The organism is Sphingobacterium sp. NGMCC 1.201703, from assembly GCF_047784615.1.
In the GTDB taxonomy this organism is placed as follows: Bacteria; Bacteroidota; Bacteroidia; order Sphingobacteriales; family Sphingobacteriaceae; genus Sphingobacterium.
Genome location: NZ_JBLOHD010000010.1, coordinates 104,314 through 122,704, shown reverse-complemented (window position 1 = coordinate 122,704; position 18,391 = coordinate 104,314). Strand labels below are relative to the sequence as shown.

At 40.7% G+C, this 18,391-nt stretch carries 15 protein-coding genes; 11 read left to right on the top strand and 4 right to left on the bottom strand.

Going from position 1 to position 18,391, the window contains the following annotated elements:
• Positions 1–8 precede the first annotated feature (8 nt).
• From ACK8HY_RS19150 to ACK8HY_RS19125, 6 genes are all read left to right on the top strand, one after another.
• Positions 9–1,406, top strand: coding sequence for a WG repeat-containing protein (locus ACK8HY_RS19150; RefSeq protein ID WP_077438219.1), 1,398 nt, complete (start codon positions 9–11; stop codon positions 1,404–1,406).
• Positions 1,396–1,836, top strand: coding sequence for a hypothetical protein (locus ACK8HY_RS19145; protein ID WP_077438220.1), 441 nt, complete (start codon positions 1,396–1,398; stop codon positions 1,834–1,836). Before ACK8HY_RS19150 ends, ACK8HY_RS19145 begins: the two co-directional genes overlap by 11 nt.
• 148 nt (positions 1,837–1,984) lie before the next feature.
• The gene (locus tag ACK8HY_RS19140) at positions 1,985–2,479 is read left to right on the top strand and encodes a YeeE/YedE family protein (RefSeq protein WP_254846286.1); all 495 of its coding nucleotides are present in this window, start codon (positions 1,985–1,987) and stop codon (positions 2,477–2,479) included.
• Positions 2,480–2,893 carry a DUF6691 family protein gene (locus ACK8HY_RS19135; RefSeq protein WP_077438221.1) on the top strand — a complete coding sequence of 138 codons (414 nt, stop codon included), beginning with the start codon at positions 2,480–2,482 and terminating at the stop codon, positions 2,891–2,893.
• 59 nt (positions 2,894–2,952) lie between these two features.
• Complete coding sequence (locus ACK8HY_RS19130) at positions 2,953–3,768, top strand: sulfite exporter TauE/SafE family protein (protein ID WP_077438222.1); 816 nt, start codon at positions 2,953–2,955, stop codon at positions 3,766–3,768.
• Positions 3,769–3,780: 12 nt separating this feature from the next.
• Complete coding sequence (locus ACK8HY_RS19125; RefSeq protein WP_077438223.1) at positions 3,781–5,178, top strand: MBL fold metallo-hydrolase; 1,398 nt, start codon at positions 3,781–3,783, stop codon at positions 5,176–5,178.
• A 76-nt stretch (positions 5,179–5,254) separates the two neighbouring features.
• Here the strand turns inward: ACK8HY_RS19125 and ACK8HY_RS19120 are convergent, their stop codons facing one another.
• Complete coding sequence (locus tag ACK8HY_RS19120) at positions 5,255–6,112, bottom strand: hypothetical protein (protein ID WP_077438224.1); 858 nt, start codon at positions 6,110–6,112, stop codon at positions 5,255–5,257.
• Between the two features lie 160 nt (positions 6,113–6,272).
• Here ACK8HY_RS19120 and ACK8HY_RS19115 point away from each other — a divergent pair, with 160 nt between their 5' ends.
• Complete coding sequence (locus ACK8HY_RS19115) at positions 6,273–8,150, top strand: M1 family metallopeptidase (protein WP_077438225.1); 1,878 nt, start codon at positions 6,273–6,275, stop codon at positions 8,148–8,150.
• A 131-nt stretch (positions 8,151–8,281) separates the two neighbouring features.
• Here the strand turns inward: ACK8HY_RS19115 and ACK8HY_RS19110 are convergent, their stop codons facing one another.
• Positions 8,282–9,403 carry a glycoside hydrolase family protein gene (locus ACK8HY_RS19110; RefSeq protein ID WP_416134505.1) on the bottom strand — a complete coding sequence of 374 codons (1,122 nt, stop codon included), beginning with the start codon at positions 9,401–9,403 and terminating at the stop codon, positions 8,282–8,284.
• Positions 9,404–9,714: 311 nt separating this feature from the next.
• Here ACK8HY_RS19110 and hemW point away from each other — a divergent pair, with 311 nt between their 5' ends.
• Entirely contained in the window at positions 9,715–10,845 is a 1,131-nt protein-coding gene (gene hemW / locus ACK8HY_RS19105; protein ID WP_077438226.1) for a radical SAM family heme chaperone HemW, read from the top strand.
• A 137-nt stretch (positions 10,846–10,982) separates the two neighbouring features.
• Positions 10,983–12,431, top strand: coding sequence for a glyceraldehyde-3-phosphate dehydrogenase (locus ACK8HY_RS19100; RefSeq protein WP_077438227.1), 1,449 nt, complete (start codon positions 10,983–10,985; stop codon positions 12,429–12,431).
• Positions 12,432–12,580: 149 nt separating this feature from the next.
• On the opposite strand, the gene ACK8HY_RS19095 is transcribed toward ACK8HY_RS19100, so the two are convergent.
• A complete protein-coding gene (locus tag ACK8HY_RS19095) occupies positions 12,581–13,819 on the bottom strand; it encodes a 3-deoxy-D-manno-octulosonic acid transferase (protein ID WP_077438228.1) in 1,239 nt (412 codons plus the stop codon).
• Between the two features lie 66 nt (positions 13,820–13,885).
• On the opposite strand from ACK8HY_RS19095, the gene ACK8HY_RS19090 reads away from it, so the two are divergent.
• Both ACK8HY_RS19090 and galE read left to right on the top strand, forming a co-directional pair.
• The gene (locus ACK8HY_RS19090) at positions 13,886–14,878 is read left to right on the top strand and encodes a UDP-glucuronic acid decarboxylase family protein (protein ID WP_077438229.1); all 993 of its coding nucleotides are present in this window, start codon (positions 13,886–13,888) and stop codon (positions 14,876–14,878) included.
• Positions 14,878–15,909: a UDP-glucose 4-epimerase GalE gene (gene galE, locus ACK8HY_RS19085; RefSeq protein WP_416134504.1), complete on the top strand. Its 1,032-nt coding sequence runs from the start codon at positions 14,878–14,880 to the stop codon at positions 15,907–15,909. The genes ACK8HY_RS19090 and galE overlap by 1 nt, the downstream gene beginning before the upstream one ends.
• 640 nt (positions 15,910–16,549) lie before the next feature.
• On the opposite strand, the gene ACK8HY_RS19080 is transcribed toward galE, so the two are convergent.
• Positions 16,550–18,292, bottom strand: coding sequence for a transcriptional regulator (locus ACK8HY_RS19080; RefSeq protein ID WP_416134503.1), 1,743 nt, complete (start codon positions 18,290–18,292; stop codon positions 16,550–16,552).
• Positions 18,293–18,391: the final 99 nt, after the last annotated feature.

Here is an 18,391-nt window from a genome sequence, read left to right as displayed (position 1 = left end):
TATTTCCAATGAAACATTTTTTCCTTTGCATAGCCTTCTTCACATTAGTTTTTGTTAAAACCAGTTTGGCTCAACAAAAGGTCTTTAAAATAACCTATCAGTTTGCCGACCCCGAGACTGGCACAGATACATCAGCTTCTGAATTTATCAAAATTTTGGCGGGAAACGGAGAAGCATTGATGCACGCCTATATTTGTAAGGATCAAATGCGTGTAGAGAGTTTGCTGTTTGGAAAATCCATACAGATCAGCAATAGCAAAGACGAGACTTCTTATCTGATCGACGAAAACAGCAAAACATATACTTCAACGGATATTGCTACCGGCAAGCTTATTGAAACATCAGAAGGTGGAGATTACGCTTACTCAAGTGATTTTGAAATGAGCTTAATTCCGAATGAAAAGAAAATGATAGCAGGGTTGTCCTGCAAAAAAGCGACATTTAATCTAGCAGGCAGTAAAGATAAACAAACCGAAATCACAGTCTGGTATGCGGAAAATTTACCAAAATTATATTGGGGAACCTACGATTATCTAGAAAAGGTACCCGGAGCAGCACTATCTATCGGTGCCGAAGGTCTGGGAATCCAAGCGACGAAAGTTGAAGAAGTCCCTTACGATACGGCATTATTCGAAATTCCAGCAGGTTATGAAGAAGGAGAAGTAGAAGAAGCTTCCACTGATTCAGCTCTAAATGACCATTTATCTTGGTATCAAGATCCCAATACTGACTTTTTTGGCGTACAGGACAGCCTAGGCAATAAACTCACGCCAGCAAAATATGCTTCCATCTATGCGTATGTAGGTGATTATGCTATCGTCACTGATGCAGCTCAAATGTTTGGCCTAATCGACTTACAGGGAAAAGAAGTTATCCCTTGTCAATACGAATCGTTGAGTTTAGATACGGAAGGTGCACCATTGGTATTTATGAAAGATCAGAAATATGGTCTGTTGGATAACAATGGCAAACTATTACTCGCTGCCAAATATGATTTCATCTCCGTCCCAAGTTTAAGCCATGCCTTATATAACGAAGGTGACCTTACTGGTGTACTCGATCTAAAAGGGAACGTATTAATTCCTGCGAAATATGAAACTATTGCGGAGTATCGAGACAATCTGGCACTGATTATCGAAAATCTAACCTATCAGTTAGTTGACAAATCCGGCAAAAAATTGTTACCTACAGGTCAGGAATATTTATCTTTTGCTGGCGAGAAATTATTATTGGTTTTTAAAGACAATACCTATGGATATATCGACTATAGTGGCAAAGTGGTCATTCCTTTTAAATTCCAAAATGCACAACCCTTTGAAAATGGATTAGCCTTGGTCAGCGAAGACCTGGAGAATTTTTACTATATTAATGCAAAAGGAAAGTTTATAAAAAAGTATGAAGAGTAATCCACAAACATTCTACCTTTCAACATTGCATCGCGGGAAATACATGTTTATTCTATTGACCTCGATTCTATTGATAGGGATAGGGATGTCGAAAGTTCCGATTCAAGAAATTTATAAGATCATCATCGCTCTTTTGATGGTTCCCCTTGCACTGTATTTGGCGATCAAGTGTTCTACGCTGGATTCCACATGGCGGCTGGATGAAGATACACTCACCGTCAGCAATTCAAAAAAAACAGTTGAATTCCCGTTGAGCAACATTTCACATATTCGAAATCTCAGACGCTCCGGCGGCAATTTGATTATTATAAACCGAAACAAAGGTTCCGCTTTTCGTACCTGGCGTAATAAGTTATTTCAGAAAGAAGATGATCTGCCCCTATTGACCCAAGCACTCAAAGAGGCTAATATTGAGTATTACGATATGTAATAGCATACATTCCACGGTAACATTTGTTACCGTTTTTTGTAATAGCGGTATGTACCTTTGTCATATAAATTAAGAACAAGCTATGTTATTGGAATACATCAAACAACCATGGCCTTGGTATATTTCGGGGCCCTTAATTGCATTAGTCATGTACTTATTGCTAAAACAAGGAAAAGATTTCGGGATGTCGAATAATCTGCGGACGATGTGTACGGTATTAGGTGCCGGTAAATCGTCCTCTTTTTTTCGCTTCGACTGGAAGACGCAATCCTGGAACCTTCTTGTGGTACTCGGAACCGCCATTGGAGGATTCATTGCCCATTACTTTTTAAGCGACGGCTCCGCTGCGCAAATCAATGCAAAAAGTGTCGCTGATTTAAAGGAACTAGGCATAATAGATCATCTACAGGGCTATCTTCCCGAGTCTATTTTTATTTTTAACGGCTCTTGGTTTCAGTTTTTAATACTGAGCATTGGCGGGCTATTGATTGGCTTCGGGACAAGATATGCCGGAGGCTGCTCGTCAGGACACGCCATCTCAGGACTCAGCAATTTCCAGCTCCCCTCTTTAATTGCTGTCATTGGCTTTTTTATAGGTGGCATCATCATGGTTCACGTCTTATTTCCTTTAATCTTCGCATAAATGAAAGTAGTAAAATTTATATTGATCGGGATCTTATTTGGGATCATTTTATTCAAATCAGAAGCAGCTTCATGGTATCGCATTTATGAGATGTTTCAGTTCCGCTCTTTCCACATGTATGGCATGATCGGTACGGCACTCGCAACAGCGATTATCATTGTCCAAATTATCAAACGAAAACAGATTAAAGACAGCAATGGCATGCAGATCGCGTTTCAGGCCAAAGACAAAAGTATCACACGCTATCTCGTCGGTGGTACCATTTTCGGACTGGGCTGGGCAATGTCAGGCGCCTGTCCGGGACCTATGTTTGCATTAATCGGCTCAGGCTATTGGACATTGGGCATTGTACTGATCTTCGCTCTCCTAGGGACATGGATCTATGGTTTAATTAGACACAAGCTGCCTCATTAAGCCGAGAATAGACGATCATGAGTCTGTAGGTATAACAATAGCATTTGATTTAGCAAAAAATGGAACTACTATTTATAATTGGCTTTTTATTAGCGATATTGGTTGGGCTATCAATGGGTTTGATGGGGAGTGGTGGCAGTATTTTAACACTACCGATCTTCGTGTACCTATTTCATATTGAGCCTCAATATGCCCTTGATTATTCCCTGTTTTCCATTGGAATACTGGCCATAATCGGCTCAATTAAACCCCTGATCAGAGGTAAAATAGATCTAAAAACCACGGCTTTCTTTTTGGTTCCGTCTTTACTATCGGTCTACTTGACCAAGCGCCACCTGTTGGCTGCCATACCAACGCAATTTTATCTTGCGGAAATAGCGGTCTCCAGAAATCACATTATTATGCTGCTGTTTTCGATTGTCATCCTGATTTCCGCACTGGCAATGATCCGCAGAAGGAAACAGGTCGAAATATCAGCTGTCACCATGCATATTGGTCAAGTCCTCAAAATAGTTAGCGCGGGTCTGCTTGTCGGTGTCATGACAGGACTTGTTGGTGCTGGAGGAGGCTTTCTTATTGTACCTTCGCTGGTGCTGCTTTTGGGAATACCATTAAAACAGGCTATCGCGACATCGCTATTTATCATTGGGTTAAACGCCTCCTTTGGTCTGGTCGCCAACTACCAACTCTTGAACCACATGAATTGGCCGATATTGCTTACTTTTACATTAATCACTTTAATAGGTCTTCAGATTGGTTCCAAATGGAAAGACAAATTGGAGGTGGTACGACTACAGGGGATTTTTGGTTATTTCCTGATCAGTATCGGTATCCTAATTTTCACTTTCGAAATCATTCAATTCGTAAATCACTAAAAATCAAATATTATGTTTTTTCAACACATTTTTGAGTCATCTTTAGCACATTCAAGTTATTTAATTGGCTGTCAGGCCAAAGGTGTTGCCATGGTAATTGACCCCAAAAGAGATGTCGACACTTACTTAGCGATTGCAGCAAAAAACAATTTAAAAATTACACATATTGCTGAAACCCATATCCATGCTGATTATCTTTCCGGAACATTGGAATTGGCCGAACTAACCGGCGCCCAATGTTATCTTTCCGACGAAGGGGGCGAAGATTGGCAATATGAGTTTCCCCATATCGGATTAAAAGATGGTGATCAGATCCATCTTGGAAATCTAATCTTTAAGGTGCTCCATACCCCTGGACATACGCCTGAGAGTCTTAGTTTTGTTTTAATTGATACGCCAGCAACAATGGATCCGGTGATGATATTTACAGGTGATTTTGTATTTGTTGGAGACATTGGCCGTCCAGATCTTTTGGAGAATGCCGCTGGCCTCATTGGGACCAAGGAAGTCGGTGCGAAGCAGATGTTTAAGTCTCTACAGCATTTTTTAACCTTACCAGACTACATTCAGGTCTGGCCTGCACACGGTGCAGGTTCGGCATGTGGTAAAGCGCTGGGCGCTGTGCCGAGTTCGACTGTGGGCTACGAGCGGATTCGCAACTGGGCGCTGCAATACCAAAATAATGAAAGTGGTTTTATAACTGAACTTTTAGAAGGACAACCTGAGCCACCGCGTTATTTTGCCCAGATGAAGAAGCTCAACAAAATCAAGCGACCACTACAAACAAGCGTGCCTCAGTACCCGAAACTTTCAACGGCAGAATTCAACAAACTATATCAGGCAGGTACAACGATCATTGATACACGGCATAAATTTGACTTCGCCAAAGGCTATCTTCCAGGCAGCATCAATATACAGCATAATCGGACATTCAATACCTGGGCTGGCTGGATCTTGGATTACACAAAACCTTTTGTGCTGATCATGGATGAAAACGAAAAGGAAGAGATTGCCCGCAAGCTAATGCGCATCGGCCTCGATCATGTTGCCGGATATATTACTATGGAAACAATTCCTCAATTGGGAATTTCCTTGGAGCAACAGCAGCTTATTGGGTTCCAGGAGATGAATGCTGTACTGGAGAATCCGAATGTTCAGATTCTAGATGTTAGGAATACATCCGAATTTACAGCAGGACATCTACCACATGCCACACATCTCTTTGTGGGAACGATTGAAAACAACCTGGACAAAATTGATCGAACAAAAGAATTATACCTGCATTGTCAATCTGGAGACCGGGCGACAATTGCAGCTTCGATCTTAGCTAAAAATGGCATTAAAGACATTAAAATATATAGTGCCTCCATCAATGACTGGAAAGAAAAAGGTGGTCATTTAGTTAAATAGCCTATTGAAAAAATAGCTCCGGAAATAAATCCCGGAGCTATTTTATTTTTACATAACCTCAGCCATTCAGCTACTTCTATAAGCTATTCCTGTTAATTCGTAGGAATTCAATAACCTCATCTTTCTTTTCCTCCATCTTCCCTTTCTTCTCCACGAATTGATGATTATAGATGGTCAGATATTGATGGTCATCAGTATCCGATTCGTACACTTCTGCCGTCGCAAAAGAAAAATGCTCTTCTTCATCGGAAAGATGATCGTAGACATAGGCAAAATCATGATTGGCCAAAGTATTCGCCATAGCATCCTTGTCCTCAACAAATTTTAATCTTCCCGGCAAAATCCTCTTGTTCATCCAGATTTCATCTTTCTCTGAAAAAGGATAAATGGTAATACCCCGAAAAGCCATAATAATAGGTGTAATCAGAATGATTGCCATTTCAATTCCCCATACGGCCCAAAGCATCCCCCCTGAAACAGTTGATTTCTTCAAGCTAAATGTACCGACCTCATTTAAGCCCTGTAACGCCTCCCAGATAAAAGAGGGGTGCATAAAAAATGCCTTAAAGCCTTCCAGGCTAAAAGAAGATTTCACCCAGGTGTCTCCACCCATGGTACCTTCAGCATTATACATCAACGAAACAAACAGCGCCCACTGTGCATAAAAACCAACTATAGCAACGATCAGTGTGATTATAATCGCAACACCTTTGTTCCGAAGCTTCCATTGCTTGAAACAAAAATTAAGCAGATAAAACAATCCTGCTCCAAATCCAAGTGTGATAAAGACATTGAAATAGACAATCGGAATAAACCATTGTAAGGCGATATAGACAATTGCCAAAATAATTGATCCTACAATACCTAACACAAGCGAACCGATTAATGCGAAAGCAGGCACCTTCCCAGAAGGCTTATAATACAGATTTTCCATAAATTTATGTGTAATATTTGTTAACTCAACAGATAAATTTCCTAACCAAAACCAAGCCAATTATTAATAAAAAAATCACTTTTCGTCAAGATTTGATGACATTGATCTGGATCGGGCTGATTAATCGGCATTTCTTGAGACAATTTTGTAAGTTTGGAACATGAAAATCAAAATATTGTCCTTTCTAGCACTTATATGTGTCATAAATATTGGAGGACAGGAAGTAAAGGCCCAGAGAAAAGGATTCTGGCAGCAGAAGGTTGACTATACAATGGATGTCAACGTGGATGAAAAAGCTTATCAATATGATGGAAAAATGGCTTTGAAGTATAGCAACAATTCAGGCCAATCCTTAAAAAAAGTCTATTTTCATTTATATTTTAATGCATTCCAACCAGGATCAATGATGGATTACCGCTTGAAAAATATCAGCGATCCAGATAAAAGGATGGTATCAAATATTGGCACCAAAGAAAAACCAATATTGCAAAGCCGTATTGAAACGCTACAACCCAATCAGATCGGTTACCAAAAAATCAAAAGCCTCAGCATGAATGGGGTCAATACAAGCTATAAGATTGATGGTACAATATTAGAAGTTTCCCTACCAACTGCGATCCAGGACGGAGAAACAGCAAATTTTAATATAGAATGGACTGCACAGGTACCTGAACAAATCCGAAGGTCAGGCCGCAATTCGGCAGAAGGAGTGGCGCTTTCTATGGCACAATGGTATCCAAAGATGGCACAGTTTGATGAATTTGGCTGGCACCTTGATGAATATATCGGCCGTGAGTTTATCGCACCTTTCGGCAACTTTGACGTCACCATACACCTCAACAAGAACTATGTTGTCGGTGCTTCGGGGGTACTTCAAAATCCAAATGAGGTGAAAGGCTATCAGACAAAAGCTAAAATAAAAACCAATAAAGATAAAGCAACCTGGCATTACAAAGCCGAAAACATCCATGATTTTGTCTGGGCTGCAGATCCCAAATTCGTGGTAGATTCCGCCTCAAGCAAAAATGGCATAAAAGTTTACACGGTGTATCTCCCTACTGACAAAGAAGTTATATCAAACTGGAAAACAGCTCTCGGCCTATCAACTGAGTTTTTCGATTTCTGTAGTGCTAAATTCGGTAAATATCCTTGGCCGACTTATACCATTATTCAGGGGGGTGATGGTGGCATGGAATATGGCACTGCGACATTGATTACCGGTGGGCGTAATCTAAAAAGCCTTGTTGGTGTTATCTTCCATGAATCTGCTCACTCCTGGTATCAGCATCTATTCGGGATCAACGAAACCGTTGATGAATGGTTTGACGAAGGATTCACTTCGTATGTTGAAGAATTGGCCATGCAGCATCTTTTTGAAAAACGGGGCGCTATCGCATCAAATCCGCTGATCGATGCCTACCGGGCTTATTATAAGCTGGCACTTTCAGGCAAAGAAGAACCAATGAGCCTACTTGCGGACTATTATAATACAAATTATGGCTATAGTAACGAAGCTTATAATAAAGGAGCTGTGCTAGCTGAACAGTTGGGCTACATTATCGGTCAGGAGAATCTAGAGAAAACCTTTTTGAAATTCTACGATATCTGGAAGTTCAAACATCCTACACCCAATGATTTCAAACGTGTTGCCGAAGAAGTATCAGGAATAAACCTGAAGTGGTATTTCAATTTATTTATCAATACCACACGTCAAATTGATTATGCAATCGGTCACGTAACTGATTCAGAAATTCAGCTGCTCAACAAATCAAACTTTGCGATGCCACTCGATATACTTGTAGAATATCAAGATGGAAGCAAAGAGCTATTTTACATCCCTTTACGTGAAATGCGCGGTGAAAAACCCGAGGAAAATTTTGAGATATACAAGGGTATAAAACGCACGGTACTGATGGATTGGTTCTGGACCAACCCTGAATATAAAATTTCAGTCAATAAAGCTCCAAAAACAGTCACAATAGATCCATCGCTCCGACTTGCAGATATAGAATCAGCGAACAATAACCTGACACGCTAATTCAACTGTTGAAACATGGGCACTGTTTAAACATGAGCATCGCAGCAGATTAATGTAAAGATGTTCCATTGATGAGATCATAAAAATCATAAGAGCTGTATCGTATTAAAAATATGATACAGCTCTTTTTATTATACCTTCAACGGAATCACCATATTCCAGGTCCGTCCAAACTGATAAGACTCGGATCCATCTCCTGTAGCCGCAAAAAGATGTGTCGGTTTTCCGTTTTCAAATAGTAAAAATGGACGTTCAAAATTAGCTTGATGACTGACAGTCCCATCATTCCAGCGGATCGTCTTGGAATAGGCTTTGACCGCCTTTGACAGATGCCAATCGATTCCATCTTTCGAATAGGCATGGATGCCCCCCCCCTCTTCCCCACAGATTTTACCATAACGGTCTTTCATAATCAATTCAAAATGCCGGCCATTATGCCATACGAAAGGATCCTCTACATCATTCTCATGATTTTGATCGGTATGGAATGAAAAAATAGGCTTATTGGATAAACGAAGATAGGGCCCAAGGAACGAATCAGCCTGTGCTGCCCCTAATAACAAGGGGGGGCGGGAGTTCGACGGTGATGATTTATAGATCAGATAAACTTTTCCATCGGGCAAAACAACTGGAGAAGGATTTGACGTAATGGAAGCATCCCACTCGCCCTTCCTCGGATTCAAAATCGGTTGATCTACGCGCTTCCAAGGCCCTGATATCGACTTTGAATAAGCCATTCCGATGCGTTTATGCATCCAGGCTTTCTCACCCAGCCCCGATTCCCAAACATTCTCGGAATAACTAGGATTAGGCTCTTCATAATTGTTTCCAAAATAATAAAGTACATAATAGTCGCCATTTTTAACAATACGCGGATTATGGGTTGTACAACCATCAAAATACTTTTTTCCACGAGCCGGCAAGACCACCTCGACAAATTCATAGGGCCCTTCTGGGGTATCGGAAATTGCGCGAACAACTTCGGAATTGGTTACCCAATTACCAAAGCCATATTTTTTGCTCCAACGTGATGCAAACATATGATAGCGACCATCTTCGCCCTTAATCACTGAAGGATCCCATATCCAATAATCTTCCATAGCGAATCCGCCGCCCTTTGGTGCTGGGAGCAACTTATCAATAAATGCTTCTTCATACCGATTATCCACAGCAAATCCTTGCTGCGAAAGCAGCAGCATACTCGATGCACCAAGAACATTTTTCAGAAAGTCGCGACGGGAAGATCGTTTCATAAGATTGATTTTTGATGATATAACATACTTTTAATTGGTGTCTGCCTTTTGATACAGCGGTTTAAATCTCGACAACAAGATAAAAAATAACTCACTTGTTGCCAAGTTCTTTATATATTATTCCAAACACTATTTTCAAAAAAGAACTTCCATAAAAGGAAGCACAAGAAAGCCAAAGTCTGTCATTCCAAAAATTCAATGGCCCATTTAGCTTGTCAATTGTAGCTAATGTAGGATTAAACCGATCGGCGCAAAGAAGAAAAAATGTGAATAAGCGACGAAGTTAATCCGGTCTTGGTATATTTGTGTCCATGATTTACATCCATATCCCATTTTGCAAACAGGCTTGTCATTATTGTGACTTTCATTTCAGTACTTCACTGCAATACAAAACTGAAATGGTCGATGCCCTGTTGCGAGAAATCGAACTTCGATCTTCTTATCTGGAAGACCGAAAAGTTGAGTCCATCTATTTTGGTGGTGGGACGCCCTCCCTCTTGGAAGCGGATGAAATCGCTAGGATTATTGACGCTGTTGCCAAACAATTTGACATAAGCAACCAGGCCGAAATTACACTGGAAGCAAATCCAGATGACCTGAACGCTGCAAAAGTAAATGCATTAAGGTCATCAACTCCCATAAATAGGTTCAGTATAGGGATACAGTCCTTTTTTGAGGAAGATCTGAAATGGATGAATCGGGCCCACACCAGACAGGAAGCATCTGCAGCAATCATGCGTGTACAGGATGCAGGATTTGAGAATATCACCTGTGATCTTATTTATGGCTACCCCCTGTTGACCGATGAAAAATGGCGCTACAATATGCAACAACTGATCGATTTTGCAGTCCCCCATATCTCTTCTTACTCCATGACCGTGGAAGCCAAAACAGCACTGGATCATTTCATTAAGAAGGGCACGAGTCCTGCTATTGATTCAGATCAGGCTGCCGATCAGATGGACCTGCTGATCGAAACATTGAAAAAGGCGGGCTATGAACAATATGAAATTTCCAATTTCGCGAAAAATGGTTTATATGCGCGCCACAACACCAATTATTGGAAAGGTAAGCATTATCTTGGAATCGGCCCTTCAGCCCATTCATTCAATGGTCATTCCAGATCCTGGAATATCGCTAATAACGCCAAGTATATCGGCTCGATACAAACAAACCAGCTTCCACTGGAAATCGAGCATCTATCTGTGCGTGATCAGATTAATGAGTGTATCATGACCTCACTGCGTACGATGTGGGGACTTGATCTTGAACAACTAGAAAAGAAATTTGACTACAGTGTTAAGAGCAAAATAATGGAAGATGCCTTGCCATTTCTCGAACAACAGCAATTAATTTTAGACGATAACAAATTAAGATTAACAGATACTGGCAAACTAATGGCCGATCATATCATGTCCGAATTATTTATCATTGAAAATTAGCAACAAAAAAAGCTAAAAATTTACCAAAACAACAATAAATACCCTGTTTTTGTTTTGATAATTACGAAAATGAAAATCAAGTCTAATTTTTAGCGCTGTTTATCCTATGTTTGCAACATAATCTATTATAAAATATTATGTTACATAGACCTTCTTTTGATGCAGAAATCAAAAGTTACAGAGAACAGCAAAATGCAGCTGTTGAACTGATTCAAATCATTAGCAATCTGTGGTATAATCAGGCTGTTGAACTCATCCTTTTCAGAGAACAGCTTGTTGATGAAAAAGTGAGCGTGATTCTCAATCACCTCCGCGAAACTACTATCCTTACTGGCAATACAATGACCATATTTGATCTATTAGCTGTTGCCCGTGTACTGGAAAAATCAGCTTTAGCTCCTGCTCGAATTGATATTGGTCAACTTGCGGCTAAAGTCACCAACCGACAGATCAATTCGGAGGATTTGTCTTCTTTTATTCTCAATGAATTACAGGGAATCGCGGAATGGCAGGAATTAACACCCCGCGATGTTGTGCTCTATGGCTTCGGTCGTATTGGTCGCCTACTGGCACGCGAACTCATTAATAAATCGGGTTCTGGCAAGCAACTTCGGCTACGGGCAATAGTCACCAGGGACCCCAATGATGCCAAATCATTGTTAAAAAGAGCTGCTCTTCTGAAAAGCGATTCTATACATGGGGAATTTGAGGGTGAAGTGTATACAGACCCTGAAAAAAATGCGCTGATTATTAATGGTATCACAGTCAACGTTATCTCTGCTAAGCAACCTGAAGATATTGATTATACAACATACGGTATCAATAATGCATTGGTGATCGATAATACAGGAGCCTTTCGTGATGAAAAAGAACTTGCACGCCATTTAGTTTCTAAAGGCGCTTCGCAAGTCTTGTTAACGGCACCTGGCAAAGGCGTACCCAACATTGTTTACGGTGTAAACGAAAGCACGATAGATCTGGAAAAACAGGCTATTTTTTCCGCGGCATCCTGTACCACAAATGCTATTGCGCCAGTTTTGGCCGTTCTCGAAGAGAAAATAGGTATCCTGAAAGGTCATATAGAAACCATACATTCCTATACAAATGACCAAAACCTGGTGGATAATATGCATAAAAAATCCAGAAGAGGTCGTGCTGCAGCTCTTAATATGGTCATTACCGAAACCGGCGCTGGAAGTGCTGTTTCAAAAGTCCTCCCAACTTTAACTGGCAAGCTCACCTCCAATGCCATCCGCGTACCAGTACCGAATGGATCGTTAGCCATATTAAATTTAGAACTGACCTCAGCCACATCTTTGGAACAAATAAACACAATTTTAAAAACGAGTGCATTGGAAGGAAATCTTGTCGAACAGATTAAATTCTCCAGCAATGATGAGCTTGTATCGACCGATATTATAGGTACCACAGCTGCCGCTGTTGTTGATGGCCCCGCAACCATTGTTTCGGCTGATGGCAAAAATATTGTACTGTACGTATGGTATGATAATGAGTATGGCTATTCCCATCAGGTCATGCGTTTATCGCGGCATATTGCAGGTGTAAGAAGATACACGTACTATTAAAATCCAATTTTCAATATAAAATAGGGTATCCAAAATCAACGGAGCCCTATTTTTCTTTACTTTCGCTGGTCTACGCTTAGTGGCTCTTTTTTGGCTCTTCGCCGCTTGGTTAGTTTGCTTTTACCTTTGGAGCAGCTTTCTTCATATTTTTATAAATTGGCATTCTTCAAGTATTTCATGATAATGGGTGTCGCCCCTGCTTTCTGCTGTACATATTGGCGTGCGGATTTCGCTGCTTCCACGCGTTTGTATTGATCCTGCAATTGTTCAAATACAGCGGCAAGCCCCTCGCCGTTAGAAAAGGAGAAACCTCCCCCTTGTTCAATCAGATCTTTCGCTTCCTGAAATTTCTTAAAATTAGGCCCAAACAGTACCGGCATTCCATAAGTCGCTGCTTCCAATGTATTATGTATCCCCACACCAAATCCACCGCCGATATAGGCCACCTGACCATAACCGTACAAAGAAGACAGCAAGCCGATATTGTCTATGATCAATACCTTTCCTTCCGTTAAAGTAGCCGTATCATATTCTTTCATTTTTGAAAAACGAAGGGCTGCAGGCCATAGATTTAATATACTGACAATATGGCCCTCATCGATCTCGTGCGGCGCTAAGATCAGCTTATATTCTTGAAACCGTTGGAATAGCTCTTTCAATAATTTCTCATCCTCAGGCCAGGTGCTTCCTGCCACCAAAACAGGAGCAGTACCTACAAAATCCGCTATTAACGGTATGTCTTTCCGATTCTTAGGTAAGTCAATTACACGATCAAAACGTGTGTCACCCGCCAATCCCGCATTCCGAATTCCATATTCTTTCAATAAACGCACACTTTCCTCGTTCTGTACAAAGAAATAAGTTACGAAACCCAGAATCTTAAGAAAAAAAGTACCATAAGCCTGAAAGAAAATCTGTTCCGGTCTAAAAATCGCCGAAACAAGAAATAATGGAATAGACCTGCTGTGTAAGCCTTCAAAATAATAATACCAATATTCATATTTTGTGAAGACTGCAAATGAAGGATTGATCAGGTCTAAAAACAGCCGTGCATTCTGAGACGTGTCATAAGGTAAATAGAAAACATGATCCGCCAGATTAGTATTCTTTCTTATTTCGTAGCCTGAAGGTGAATAAAATGTTACAATTATTTTATGGTCCAAATAATTATTTTTTACGGCCTCCAAAACAGGTCTGCCCTGCTCAAATTCCCCTAGGGAAGCGAAGTGAAACCAGATATGTTTTTGGCTGGAATCAACCGTTTGTTTCATCCGTGAATACCAGTCTTTTCGTCCTGTCACCATGAGCCGCGCCTTGGCATGAAAAGGGGCCAAAATACGCAGTAAGAGTCCATAAAGAAAGATTCCAATTGAATAAAGCAAACGCATGTTGTTAAAATAATGTTTATCTTAGTCAAAGATATCAAACCCATTTCATTAATAAGGAAGCATTGAGTGGAAAATAAACATCGCAAACGGATTTTGATCACTGGAGCAGCAGGCTTCCTTGGTTCCCACCTTTGCGATCGCTTTATTGCCGAAGACTACGATGTTATCGGGATGGATAACCTGATCACGGGCGACCTACAGAATATCGCACATTTGTTCAAGCTGGAGAATTTCGATTTTTATCATCACGATGTTTCAAAGTTTGTCCATATTCCGGGACATTTGGATTACATTCTCCATTTCGCTTCTCCTGCAAGTCCTGTAGATTATCTTAAAATTCCGATTCAAACCCTCAAAGTTGGCTCACTGGGCACCCACAATCTCCTTGGTCTGGCAAGGGCCAAACAGGCCCGGATCTTAGTCGCATCCACTTCAGAAGTCTATGGCGACCCCTTGGTATCGCCACAATCAGAAGATTATTGGGGCAATGTCAATCCTGTCGGCCCCAGAGGGGTATACGATGAAGCCAAAAGATTTCAGGAGGCCATTACGATGGCCTACCATAATGCCCATGGACTTGATACACGTATTGTCAGAATATTCAATACTTTCGGCTCGAGAATGCGCCTCAATGACGGTCGTGCCATCCCTACTTTTATAGCCCAAGCTATTCGTGGCGAAGACATTACGCTGTTTGGTGATGGCTCACAGACGCGGTCATTCTGTTATATTGATGATCAGATCGAAGGGATCTATAGATTATTGCATTCTGATTGTATACAACCGATAAACATAGGCAACCCCGATGAAATATCGCTCTTACAGCTGGCACAGGAGATTGTCGAACTAACGGGCAGCTCCAGCAAGATCAGCCATAAACCCCTGCCGGTGGACGATCCCAAACAGCGGAAACCGGATATTGGCCTGGCGAAGGCAAAATTAAATTGGCAGCCCAAAATAGATCGAAAATTAGGCTTAGAAAAAACCATCGATTTTTACAGAAAGGTTCCTTTGGAAACCTTATCACATAAAGACTTTACATACTATAATCAAAAATAATGAGCAAAAAAATATTAGTCACAGGCGGAACAGGCTATATTGGTTCTCACACCGTTGTCGAACTACATCAGGCAGGATATACTCCTGTAATCATTGATGATCTTTCCAATTCAAATATCAAGATCTTGGATCAGATCGAGAAGATCATTGGTATTAAACCCGAATTTCATCAATTCGATCTTTGTGATGCCAATAAAGTAAATGAATTTGTAAAAAATAACAGCGATATATCTGGGATTATTCATTTTGCGGCATCTAAAGCGGTAGGCGAATCCGTTCAAAACCCTTTAAAATACTACCACAATAATTTCTTCTCCCTGATCAACATCCTGGAGTCCTATCGGAACAAACCAATTAATTTTGTATTCTCTTCAAGCTGTACAGTATACGGCGAACCGGATACTCTTCCTGTTAATGAAAGCGCTCCTGTAAAAAAAGCGACTTCACCTTATGGCAATACAAAACAGATTGCTGAAGAGATTCTTGAAGAAACAGCCGCTGCGTACGATAACTATAACATTATCGCCCTACGTTACTTCAATCCAGTAGGTGCGCATGAGTCTGCCCTGATTGGCGAATTGCCGAATGGTGTACCTCAAAACTTACTTCCTTTCATTACGCAAACGGCTATCGGTAAAAGAGAAAAATTAACGGTATTTGGGGACGATTATGATACACCTGATGGTTCTTGTGTACGTGATTATATTCATGTGGTCGATTTAGCAAAAGCCCACGTCGCTGCAATCAAATTATTGGAAAAAGGAAATCCGAATGGCCAATACGACGTATTCAATGTAGGCACCGGCAACGGCTACTCTGTACTTGAAGCCATCAAAGCATTTGAGAAAGCCTCTGGTCAAAAATTGAATTATGAAATTGGCCCCCGTCGGGATGGTGATATCATCAAGGTATATGGGGATGTAACGAAATCGGCCAATCAATTGCACTGGAAAGCTGCACTGGGTATCGATGAGATGATGGCCTCCGCATGGGCATGGGAAAAAAATCTAAAAGAAAATCCGTTGGATTAGATAGAAGCCCATTGAGCTCTACACTTATTATGACCGTCCAGGGAACTGAGACGGTCATATTTTTGGCAGTAGTGAATTGGATTGTCTACATCCTTTCTCTTTTTGCAAAAGCTACACCTTGTTTGTGACGAAACAAATCTAGGTAAAATCGGATTATCTTTGTTAGCATACCTACACAAAGAACCGCGAGGTATTTGATAAATCCATTATCATTGATCCTTCATTAAAGCTAAATAACAATTGCAAGTCTTGCAATTTTCTTCGCCCTTTCTTGTAAACAGCTTATGGACAAGTTCGGCCCAAGTTCGCCCTCCTCCCAACTTGTAAAAAACGTGCAGGCACAGTGCAAGCACTGTAAAAGGTGGACTCAAGGTGGATTCAAAGTACACTCAATCTGCTTGCAGTACAAAGTTGGTAATAACATGGTACGAAGTTGGTCCCCAGCAAAGGGCACTAATGGTCGAACATTTCAGGAAAGAAAAAGGTATAACTTAAATTAATTGAGTACGATATTGTCTAAACCAGATGGGCTGCTTGATTCAAAAAAGTAACAGAAATACACTATAAAGAGCTTGATAAAGGAGTAATTATTCTTCAGCGATCCATTGGAGGTTTTATCAAGCTGTTTCGGAATGAATGACTAAACAAGTTCTTTATCCGAAATATATTCCATCAATATGCCTGCTTGTGCACCAAGTTTCTTTTTCAGGCGTTGCATTGATTTTTTGATCGCATCGGGGGTAACGCCCAAAACATTGGCGACTTCTCTATTATTTAGTCCCAATTTCATCAGCACAATCACACGCAGATTAGATTCAGTAAGATCTGGAAATTTAGCTTGGATATCTTGCAGTAAATTTGGGAATTCCCTAGTAATCAAAAGCTTAAATTCCTGCCATTTCTCATCGGTGATAAGATGAGACTGCAAAAGTATTTTAAGCTCATCCCGGTCTTTGATACTTGCCGCCCCCCGCTCTTCAAGCATAGACGAAAGGAGATCGATTTGTTCATTATTACGTCTGAGATAGACCATATACTCATCTATTTGGTTCTTGGAACTCATTAGCTCCTTGTCCAATTCGGCTTTGGTGTATTTGAGATTAAGCAACTGATATTCATATTCCCGCATACGCTTCCGTGAGCGGTATCGAAATGCGTTATAAATAAAGAAGAATAGCACCAATACAAACAAGCTCAATATCACCCACAATCTTGTCTCTGCACGCTTTTTCTTGATGAGTGCCTGGGCTAATGATAACTTGTCAGCATATTTCTGCCTGTCAGCCATAAATTTCAACTGGGACAAAACTGGATCACCATCCAGGAAGCGCAATGAATCCTGGAGTTGTTCAATACGCCGACGTGCTTTTAACTCTTGCTTCAGGTCATGATTTTGGATAGCAAGATTCAGCTTATGCTCTTCCAGTTCGAGGATTGTCTTTTTGTCATCGGTTCCTTCCAATAGTTGCTCGGTATCCCTGATCATTTTTTTGACCTCTTGGTTTGCACCCATTGAAATACGCAGCCGAATCCGCATCATTAAAGCAAAAATGGTGTTTTTATTATTCCCCAGGGATTTTGAAATTTCCAGATCTTTTTCTAAAAGTGATAAGGCTTTTTGATAGTCTCCCCTTCCTTCATAGACCCGCGCCTGATTGCCCAAAGTCTTTGCATAACGAAGAGAATCTTTCTCAGAAAGCGCCAGATTCTGCGCAATCTCGAAATTTTTCATTGCCTCCACGGTATCCCCACCACTTTTTAAGGTCAATAAGCCAAGGTTGTCCAAGATCTCCGCCTTAAATTTTGGAGAAATACCCTCCTGCTGTCTGCCAAGCTCCAAGTACTTAATTCCAGCGCTGTAATCTCCGAGCGTGCCAAAGAAATAGCCGAGCTTCTTATAAGTATGTGCTAGATCCAACGCCAGATCCTTGGGTATCTCCTCCAATCCTTTTTCGCCCTCTAAGAGTAAAGGAAGGGCCTCTGACGCTTTTAAGCACCTATACAGATAAAAACCGTACATGACCTTCACCCATGCGCTGACATTTTGATAATTATAGTTCTTTTCCAGATCCAGAGCTTTTAGGTAGTATTTGTCACTAAAACTATTTCTTCCGCCTTCACTGTCAAAAGATTGATCCGCTAACAAACAATAATAAATGGCAAGCAACGCATTGTCATTTTTCCGAATAGCCTGATTGAAATAGGGAGTTAGGTATCTGCTCAACGCCGCACTTGAAGCATGGTACTTCTGTGATTCACGGATAATTGTCTCATAAAAATTCTTTTCCTCCATCGAGGAATTAGAATCCATCATATCCATTCCAAAGACAGCACGACCGGAAATTATCGTTATAGAAAAAAGTACAATAAAAAATCTCAGCATACTGTCATCGAGGTCGAATTTCACATTAAAAATAAAAAATAATTTTAATTAAATCAGTATATAATAAAATCAGCAGGAAATAAAATGAGAAATGCCCTT